The sequence below is a fragment of the Phreatobacter sp. genome, from assembly GCF_027532945.1.
Taxonomy (GTDB): Bacteria; Pseudomonadota; Alphaproteobacteria; order Rhizobiales; family Phreatobacteraceae; genus Phreatobacter.
Window position 1 is genome coordinate 55,931 of record NZ_JAPZTZ010000006.1, and the last position, 9,905, is coordinate 65,835.

At 58.0% G+C, this 9,905-nt stretch carries 6 protein-coding genes; 5 read left to right on the forward strand and 1 reads right to left on the reverse strand.

Features of this window, described 5'->3' with window-relative positions; all coding sequences use genetic code 11:
• Positions 1-15 precede the first annotated feature (15 nt).
• The 5 genes from hsdR to O9344_RS05810 are packed head-to-tail and all read left to right on the forward strand — an operon-like array spanning position 16 to position 9,315.
• Positions 16-3,396: a type I restriction-modification system endonuclease gene (gene hsdR / locus O9344_RS05790; protein WP_298474060.1), complete on the forward strand. Its 3,381-nt coding sequence runs from the start codon at positions 16-18 to the stop codon at positions 3,394-3,396.
• Positions 3,378-4,880 carry an N-6 DNA methylase gene (locus O9344_RS05795; RefSeq protein WP_298474063.1) on the forward strand — a complete coding sequence of 501 codons (1,503 nt, stop codon included), beginning with the start codon at positions 3,378-3,380 and terminating at the stop codon, positions 4,878-4,880. Before hsdR ends, O9344_RS05795 begins: the two co-directional genes overlap by 19 nt.
• On the forward strand, positions 4,877-6,220 hold the full coding sequence (locus tag O9344_RS05800) for a restriction endonuclease subunit S (protein ID WP_298474066.1): 1,344 nt from the start codon (positions 4,877-4,879) through the stop codon (positions 6,218-6,220). The genes O9344_RS05795 and O9344_RS05800 overlap by 4 nt, the downstream gene beginning before the upstream one ends.
• Positions 6,198-7,907: an ATP-binding protein gene (locus tag O9344_RS05805; protein ID WP_298474069.1), complete on the forward strand. Its 1,710-nt coding sequence runs from the start codon at positions 6,198-6,200 to the stop codon at positions 7,905-7,907. The genes O9344_RS05800 and O9344_RS05805 overlap by 23 nt, the downstream gene beginning before the upstream one ends.
• Entirely contained in the window at positions 7,894-9,315 is a 1,422-nt protein-coding gene (locus tag O9344_RS05810; RefSeq protein WP_298474072.1) for a UvrD-helicase domain-containing protein, read from the forward strand. The genes O9344_RS05805 and O9344_RS05810 overlap by 14 nt, the downstream gene beginning before the upstream one ends.
• 294 nt (positions 9,316-9,609) lie before the next feature.
• Here O9344_RS05810 and O9344_RS05815 read toward each other — a convergent pair.
• On the reverse strand, positions 9,610-9,905 hold a 296-nt coding region (locus O9344_RS05815; RefSeq protein WP_298474079.1), incomplete at its 5' end, for a hypothetical protein.

Sequence of the window (9,905 nt, forward strand, 5' to 3'; positions counted from 1 at the left end):
GAAGACGATACCGCCATGAAGGGGCACGGGGGCAACTTCCATTTTCTGGAGGTTTATGATGCGCAGCTCGTAAGGCTTGGCGCGCTTGCGGAGCGTTACTTCGCAGACGACCCGAATACCTGCCTCATCAAGTTGCGCCAGTTCGCCGAGTTGCTCGCCCAGCAGCTCGCAGCCCGCATGGGACTCTTCGGAACACCGGATGAACCGTTCGCAGACCTCTTACAACGATTGAAAGCCGAGCGCGCGATGCCGCGCGAAGCCGGTGACATTTTCCATCAGTTGCGCATCGCGGGAAACCAGGCCGCGCATGCCAACCGCGAGGATCATGCGGGAGCGCTGACCGCACTGAAACTTGCTCGCCAGCTCGCCATCTGGTTCCACAAAACCATCGGCCACGAACCAGGGTTTAAGCCGGGACCATTCATCCCGCCGACGTCGCCACAAGATGCCTCGTCCGAGCTGAGCGCCGAGATCGCACGACTCAAATCCGCGCTCGAAGAGAGCCAATCAGCCGCCGACCGCGCTCGCGCCGATGCCGAGCGACATGCCCGCGAGAAGGAAACCGCTGAGGATCAAGCGCGTCGCGAAGCTGAAGAACGAGCCTTATGGGAGCAGCTTGCGAACGAAGCCGAGAGCCACAAGCTCGCATTAGCCCAGGAACTGGCAACGCTTCAGAAGGCCTCAGAAGAAGCACTGCCAAAATCGCTCGCGGTTCTCTACGAACAGGCCGAAACAGCGGCGCGCGCCATTGATCTCGATGAATTGGCGACACGCGCCTTGATCGATCAGCAACTGCGCCAACGCGGCTGGATCGTCGACAGCCGGGCAATGACCTATGCGAAGGGCGCTCGCCCCGTGAAGGGCCAGAATACGGCCATCGCCGAATGGCCAACGGCGACAGGCCCCGCCGATTACGCTCTATTCACCGGCACGACGCCTATAGGCGTGGTCGAGGCCAAGCGTCAGCGCAAAAATGTCTCAGCGGCCCTAACCCAATCCGAGCGCTATTCGAAGGGCATCAAACTTGGTGCGGAGGGGCAGTTCGCCGCCGCCCCATGGGGCGAGTTCAAGGTACCGTTCCTCTTCGCGACGAACGGCCGACCCTACCTCAAGCAAATCGAAACCGAGAGCGGCATCTGGTTCCGCGACGCCCGCAAATCGACAAATCATGCTCGCGCTCTCGCCGACTGGTTCACTCCCGAGGGTCTGAAGGCCGAACTGGATATTGATCGTGCCAAGGCCGATGAAGCCCTGAAGAGCGAACCGTTCAATTTCGGGTTCAGCCTGCGGCCCTACCAGAAAGACGCTATCCAGGCGATTGAGACAAAGCTGGCTGAAGGCAGGCGAGAGATGCTGGCCGCGATGGCCACCGGCACCGGCAAGACCAAGCTCGCCATCGCGCTCCTCTACCGCGTTCTTGCCGCGAACCGATTCCGGCGTGTGTGCTTCATCGTCGACCGGAGTGCGCTCGGGAACCAGACCAAGGACGAATTCACGACAACGAAAGTGGTCGGCGTTCGCGCCTTCGCCGACATCTTCGGCTTGAAAGGCCTAGAGGACATCAACCCCGACCTCGACACACGCGTCCACATCTGCACCATCCAGGGCCTGGTCAAGCGCGTGCTCTATGCGAGCGACCCCGCTGACGTACCGCCTATCGATCAGTATGACCTGATGCTGGTCGACGAATGCCACCGCGGCTATCTGCTCGACCGCGAGCTGTCTGACGCCGAACTCGGCTTCCGCAACCAGGACGACTACGTCTCGAAATATCGTCGCGTCCTGGAGCACTTCGATGCGGTGAAGGTGGGCCTCACCGCAACACCGGCCTTGCATACGGCTCAGATATTCGGCGACCCGATTTACACCTACTCTTATCGTGAAGCCGTCATCGACGGTTATCTCATCGACCACGAGCCTCCGTTCCGGATACGGACGCAACTCTCGGACAAAGGCATCATCTTCAAAAAGGACGACAACCTCGACCTATTCGACGCTGCAACCGGAACCGTCCACTCGACGCGTGCGCCCGACGAAATCGCGTTCGAAGTGGAGGAGTTCAACAAGAAGGTCATCACGGTGCCCTTCAATGCGGTTGTCTGCGAGGAATTGGTCAATCACATCGACCCGGGCCTTCCTGGCAAGACGCTGATCTTCGCGGCGACCGATGCGCATGCCGACATCGTGGTCGAACAACTCAAGAAGGCTTACGTTGCAGCCGGCATTCCAATCGAAGACGGGGCTATTAAGAAGCTGACCGGCAGCGTCGACAAGGTACAGACCCATATCCGGTCATTCCGCAACGACGCGAACCCGAAGATCGCCGTAACCGTCGACCTGCTCACGACCGGCATCGACGTGCCTTCGATCACCAACTTGGTGTTCCTGCGTCGCGTAAACAGCCGCATCCTCTACGAGCAGATGCTAGGCCGCGCCACGCGCCTATGCCCCGACATCGGCAAGGAGACCTTTCGCATCTTCGACGCGGTCGACCTCTATGCGAACCTGCAAGCCGTGACCGCCATGAAGCCTGTGGTGGTCAATCCGCAAATCTCCCTGACACAGCTCATGGAGGAACTCGCGAAAGCCGAGGACGATGCGCACCGCGAATTCATCCGTGACCAGTTAATCGTGAAGCTACGCCGCCGATTGAGAAAGCTCCCTGATACGGCACGTGCACAATTCGAAGCCGAAGCCGGCGAAGCGCCTGAAGCTACCCTCACGCGCATCCAGCAATCTGACCTTGGCGACCTCGTCGGATGGGTACGCTCCAAACCTCGCCTTGGTCCCATCCTCGATTGGAACCCGGACGGCCCTGGCGTCCTGATCCCGATCTCAGAGCACGATGATCAACTCAAAGGCGTGAGCCGTGGCTACGGCGATGCTGCGAAGCCTGAAGACTTCCTAGACAACTTCACGACCTTCGTGCGGACCAACCTCAACAAGATCGCAGCGCTCACCGTCGTGGTGCAGCGCCCGCGCGACCTTACACGCCAACAGCTCCGGGAACTGAAGCTCGAACTCGACCGGCAGCAATACAGCGAGACCAATCTCCGGCAGGCCTGGAAGCAGACCAAGAACGAGGACATCGCCGCAAGCATCATTGGCTTCGTAAGGCAGGCTGCTCTCAAGGAGCCGTTGATGCCCTACGAACAACGCGTCGAGCGCGCTCTCGCCACGATCCTGAAAAGCCGTGCCTGGACCGATCCGCAACGCCAGTGGTTGCAGCGCATCGGCGAGCAGCTGAAGAAGGAGCTTGTGGTCGACCGGCAGGCACTCGACGACACCCCATTCGCAGAACATGGCGGCTTCAACCGCCTCAACAAACAATTCAACGGTGAGCTGGAAACCATCCTCTCCCAACTCAGTGAGGAACTATGGCAAGCAGCGAGCTGACAAGAACGAACGTAACGACAGGCGATATCGTCGCTAAACTCTGGAGCCTCTGCCACGTCCTTCGCGACGATGGCATCACGTACAACGAGTACGTGACCGAGCTGACATATCTGCTCTTCCTCAAGATGTTAGCGGAAACCGGACACGAGGAACGGCTGCCTAAGGGCTACCGTTGGGCCGAGCTTACCCGCCGCACGGGCATGGATCAGCTCACATATTACCGCCAGCTCATGCTCGACCTCGGCAATCCCGCGCACGTGAAGGACCCAACCGTCCTTGCCATTTTCGCCGACGCTCAAACCAAGCTTCGTAAGCCCACGAACCTCAAATCCCTCACGACCGACATCGAACAACTCGACTGGTTCTCGGCACGCGAGGAGGGGCTTGGCAATCTCTACGAAGGCCTCTTGGAGAAAAACGCCGCTGAAAAGAAATCAGGTGCCGGGCAGTACTTCACGCCGCGCCCCCTGATCGACAGCATCGTCCGGCTTATGAAGCCGCAGGCGGGCGAGGTCATTCAGGACCCCGCTGCCGGTACCGGTGGCTTCATCGTAGCCGCCGACCGCTACATCAAAGACGCGACCGACGACCTTTTCAAGCTGCCAAAAGACAAGGCCGCATTCCAACGCCGCAATGCCTATACGGGCTCTGAGCTGGTGCCGGACACACACCGCCTCCTTCTCATGAACCTGATGCTCCACGGCATCGAATGTCCTTTTGAAAGCGGCGACTCGCTCTCGCCCACCGGGGAAGGGTTGGGCAAGGCCGACCTCATCCTGACCAACCCACCCTTTGGCACCAAGAAGGGCGGCGGGCGGCCGACGCGGGCTGATTTCTCGATCACCGCCGAGACGTCGAACAAACAGCTCGCCTTTGTCGAGCATATCGTGCGCGCCTTGAAGCCCGGAGGACGCGCGGCCGTCGTGCTGCCCGACAACGTGCTGTTCGAAGACAACACAGGCCGCCGACTGCGCACATGGGTCATGAACCTCTGTGATCTGCACACCATCCTGCGGCTTCCAACAGGCATTTTCTACGCCCAGGGCGTGAAGACCAACGTGCTGTTCTTGACGCGCAGCAAGACTGACACCGGCAACACAAAAGCCGTCTGGGTCTACGACTTGCGCGCCAACATGCCAGCATTCGGCAAAACCCGACCGTTGAAGCTGGAAGATTTCGCAGCGTTCGAGAAGGCGTTTGGGGATGATCCGCACGGCAAATCCAAGCGCACGGACGAGGGTGAGGAGGGGCGTTTTCGGTGCTTCAAGAGACAACAGATCGAAGAACGCAACGACAATCTCGACATCGCGTGGCTTCGCGACACGGAGGCTGAGGCCGAGGAAGGCCTCACCGAACCCGAGGACATCGCCGCAGCCATCATCGGGCATCTGAAAGCTGCGCTCGGCGAGATAGAGGAGCTGAGCGACGAATTAGAGGGCGGGGAAGAAGCTCTGACCGCGCTCACCAAGGAGGCCGCAGAATGACCGAGCTTCCGACCGCGTGGGTCCAAACTACACTTGGCCAACTAGGTGGTTGGTCAAGCGGCGGAACGCCATCGAGAAAGAACCCAAGCTATTTTGGCGGCAACATTCCATGGGTAAAAACAGGTGATCTAAATGATACGGTACTCACCGCAACGCCTGAATTCATAACGGAAGCAGGCCTGCACAATAGCGCCGCAAAGCTCTTCCCGCCCGGCACTCTTCTTGTCGCAATGTACGGTGCCACAATTGGCAAGACGGCAGTCCTCGGAATTCCTGCCGCTACCAATCAAGCGTGTGCTGCTTTGCTGCCCGGAGAGATAACTAGTGATCTAATTCCCTACGTCTGGAAGTTCCTCATCGGCAATATCAACGAACTGAAGCAAGCGGGACAAGGTGGAGCGCAGCTGAATATCAGCCAAGAAATACTGAAAGCTTTGCCGATTCCGCTAGCTCCACTTCCGGAGCAGCGCCGCATCGTCGCAAAACTCGACAGCCTCCGCTCCCGCTCGTCCCGCGCCCGCCAGGAACTCGACCACATCCCCAAGCTGATCGAGCGCTACAAGCAGGCCATCCTCGCCAAAGCGTTTTCTGGACAGCTAATCGGCCTCATTCCCGAAGACACGGCGCACCCACATGAAGCCTGCTGGAATCTACCGAAATCCTGGCGATGGGTTCGCTTCGACGAAGCAGCTGAAATTGCTTCGAACCTCGTTCCAACATCTGAAGTGCAACAACTGCCGCACATCGCTCCAGACAACATCGGTGCGGGGACCGGCAAACTGCTTGCTTTCTTCACAGTAGCTGAAGATGGCGTTAAGAGCCCTAAACATCGGTTCTACCCAGGCCAAGTCCTATACTCAAAAATTCGTCCGTACTTGCGCAAAGCCGTCTTAATCGACTTTGAGGGCGTTTGTAGCGCGGACATGTATCCGCTCAACGCGAAACCGAATGTCGTTCCTCGCTATCTATATTACTGGGCATTTAGTCAGCAGCTTGCTAGCTTTGTTGTTGACCATGAAGGGCGAACGGTCCTCCCAAAGGTAAACCAGGTTGGCCTGAACCAGACTCCATTTCCGCTCGCTCCCGAGCCGGATCAGCAAGCGATCGTGAAGTTGTTAGACCGTGCCTTCGCGTGGCTCGACAGAATCACCGCCGAGCACGCTTACACTGAGCATCTACTGCCTAAGCTCGACCAAGCCATCCTCGCCAAGGCCTTTCGAGGCGAACTCGTTCCCCAAGACCCGAACGACGAGCCAGCATCGGATCTACTGAAGCGGATCAAAGCCGAGCGAAACACTCAAGCTGGAGCACGTCGCCGTGGCCGTAATCCGCAAAATTGAAATCCGTCATTTTCGAGGAATCGCTTCTCTTGACTGGTGCCCAAGTGTAGGAATCAATTGTCTCATCGGACCAGGCGATAGCTGCAAAACGACGATCCTCGATGCGATCGACTTATGCTTAAGCGCTCGACGCAATCTGACTTTGAATGACTCTGACTTTCACAATCTCAACGTCGCCACGCCCATCACTATCTCGATCACGGTCGGAGCGCTCGGAGACAATCTTAAGAACCTCGAATCCTACGGCCTCTACCTGAGGGGCTTCGACCCAAAAACTGGTGATTTGCATGACGAGCCCGATACTGGCCTTGAGACGGTCCTAACCTTGCGGCTCACAGTCGCGGCCGATCTGGAGCCTTCTTGGACCCTTGTATCCGATCGCGCCGAGCAGCAAGGTCAGTCACGGGGGCTCGGCTGGACCGATCGTGCAAGCATGAGCCCGACACGCCTTGGTGCGTACGCTGACCAAAATCTGAGCTGGGGCCGCGCGTCTATCTTAAACAAAATCTCCGACGAAACCATTGCCGCGTCGACAGCTCTCGCTGACCTCGCTCGAAACGCTCGCAATGCCTTCGGGCAACAGGCCGAAGCTGGCTTGCCAAAAGCGTTAGCCACAGTACAGACGACCGCGATTGAATTGGGCGTGCCCGTCGGCGGTGCCGTCAAAGCCATGCTTGACGCTCAGTCCGTATCATTCTCCGGGGGGACGATCTCACTGCATGGTGAAGATGGCGTCCCGCTCAAAAGCCTCGGCCTTGGGTCGAAACGCTTGCTCATTGCTGGCCTTCAGCGTGCCGCCGCCGCAACCACCCCCATTGTCTTAGTCGACGAGATCGAACACGGGCTTGAGCCACATCGTGTGATCCGTCTCATTGACGCTCTCGGTGCGAAGGAGGCCAAGCCTCCATTGCAGACGTTCCTTACTTCACACTCTCCAGTCGCTGTACGCGAGCTATCTGCCAACCAGCTCTACGTCGTACGCTCGAATGGTACCAGCCATCTCGTTCACCGGGCCTCCGATAGCGGGGATGTCCAAGGCACGATCCGATTATCCCCAGACGCTCTGCTAGCCCGCTCAGTTCTTGTCTGCGAAGGAGCAACTGAAATCGGCCTCATAAGAGGCATAGACCAGTTTCGCGCTACAACTGGCGCAGCCTCGCTCACAGCGTGCGGCGCAGCTATTGTTGACGGAGGTGGCGAGAACGTCTTCAAACGCGCCCGCGCCTTCCAACTGCTCGGCTACCGGACTGCTGTGCTCCACGACAGCGATAAGATTCCGACCCCCGACGTGAAAGCCGCCTTCGAAGCGGATGGCAGCCCAACATTTGCATGGCAGGAAAACTGCTCGACTGAGGAAGAGTTGTTCTTGTCGCTTTCGGATAGCGCGGCCTTGGCGTTGCTTGAGAACGCTGTTCTGCGCCGCAGCGATAAGACCATCGACGACCAAATCAGGTCAGCGTGCGCCGCAAAACACTCTCTCGCATCATTCCGCGCCAACCTGACAACTGAAGCGAGAGCAATACTTGGCTTAGCATCGAAGGCTAAGCACTCAGGCTGGTACAAATCTATCAGCGACATGGAAGTTGTTGCTCGCGATATCGTAGCTCCGGACATGCAGAATTGCGCGGCACCGCTCAAGACAACGATTGCCGGAGTGTTCAAGTGGATCACCGATGGCAGCCGATGACATCGATCTGCTTAACATCCAAAGAGGCCTCGTTATCGCGCCTGCTGGCTGCGGCAAGACTCAACTGATAGTCAACGCCTTGACGCGACATAGAGGTTCTAAACCGGTTCTTGTGCTGACGCACACGAATGCTGGCGTCGCCGCCCTGCGCATCCGTCTAGAAAAAGCGAACGTTCCCTCATCTGCCTACAGGCTGTCCACGATTGACGGTTTCGCCATTAGGCTGGTGAGGACGTTCCCGGCCACTTCGCAGATAACGGAAGCGCAGTTGGCCGCCGAGCGACCACCTTACCGCGAAATCAGAGTCGCTGCATGCAACATCCTCAAAACTCCGCGCATTCACGATGTTCTCGCAGCAACCTATACGCGGCTTTTCGTCGATGAGTACCAAGACTGTTCATCTTGGCAGCACGGTATCGTCTACTACCTCTCGCACGTCCTGCCGACGTGCGTGCTCGGCGATCAACTGCAGGCAATCTTTGGATTCGGCGATGATGCGCTCGCCGATTGGAACAAGCACGTCGGAGGGCATTTCCCGCTAGTTGCTGAACTGAAAACCCCCTGGCGATGGATCAACGCCGGTGCGAAAGAGCTGGGCGATTGGGTGCTTGATGCCCGAACCAAACTCCTCTCGGGCCAAAAGATTGATCTCCGATCAGCACCTGAGCCCGTCGAGTGGATCGAACTCGATGGATCCAACAACGATTACTCGAAGCAACTCAAAGCCGGTAACACGAAATCCCCGGTGCAAGATGGACGTGTTCTTATCATTGCTGATAGCACTCAGCCTGCCAAACAACAGCGCCTGGCCAGTCAGCTGCAAGGTGCAATTGTGGTTGAGGCTGTTGATCTCCGTGATCTCGTGTCGTTCGCCAAGAGCCTGGACATTTACAAGCCGGACGCGGTGTCACGTGTAGCAACCTTCGCCGCAAAACTTATGACTGGCACTGAGCCGGACCAACTCCTGCGACGACTTGAAACCATCCGCGCCGGCCGGTCCCGCACGGAGGTAAGCGCTGTCGAACAAGCTGCTATAGACTTCGCTGCAACCCCTACCTACGGCGGCGTCGCGCGGATGCTTGCTGAACTCAATGCCGAGGTCGGTGTTCGTGTCCATCGCCCACTCGTGCTCAGAGCATGCCTTCGGGCTCTGAATGCATGCGACGAACCCGGCGCACCGACGTTCCGCGAGGCCGCCGTGCGTGCGCGGGAACAGAACCGCATGGTAGGGCGATCTGTGCCACGCCGTGGCGTCGGCAGCACGCTTCTTCTAAAAGGCCTCGAAGCTGAGGTTTGCGTTATTGTCGAAGGTCACGATTTGAATGCGAAGAATCTCTATGTTGCAATTACCCGAGGGTCAGTAAAACTCGTTATATGCTCCCGCACTCCAATTCTTCCAGCCATTTAACGCCTCATTTTTGCTGCACTGAGACGATCAAAATATCAAGGAAATCAATCAGTATCAAATTTCGATTTTTCAGAATCTAAGTTATCACTCTGCGATTATGGAATTCTGGGCGACGCGGCCCCGGCATATGCACCGCAGTTTCGCAACTTACCAAAAGCCTGATTTCATTGACGATCGCGTCATAGCGCGAATGTCCTGATTTCCGCACCAAGCTATGGAAATCCGCAAAGCGCCGCGAGCGTCCTGTCTGGGACCGCCCGCGACGCTCGCAGTGCAAAGCCGCTTCTCGACCTCTCACCAGACCGCGATTTCTTCGCCGTTGATTGTCGCCCTCATCTGCGGATACCGCACGGACTCGACGCATTCGCTCATCAGCACCGCAAGCTCGATTGAATCGTCCGGCTCCAACCGATGTGCGATGCGGCAAACCCGCCCTCGCCGCGTGATGACGCTGACGTTGCCCCTCTGGGATAATCCAGTTTGAAGTTCGTTCTGGCCCATCGAGAGGACCAGAACATGAGGCGCAGCCGCTTCACGGAAGAGCAGATCATCGGGATCCTGAAGGAGCACGAGGCCGGGATCCCGGTCTC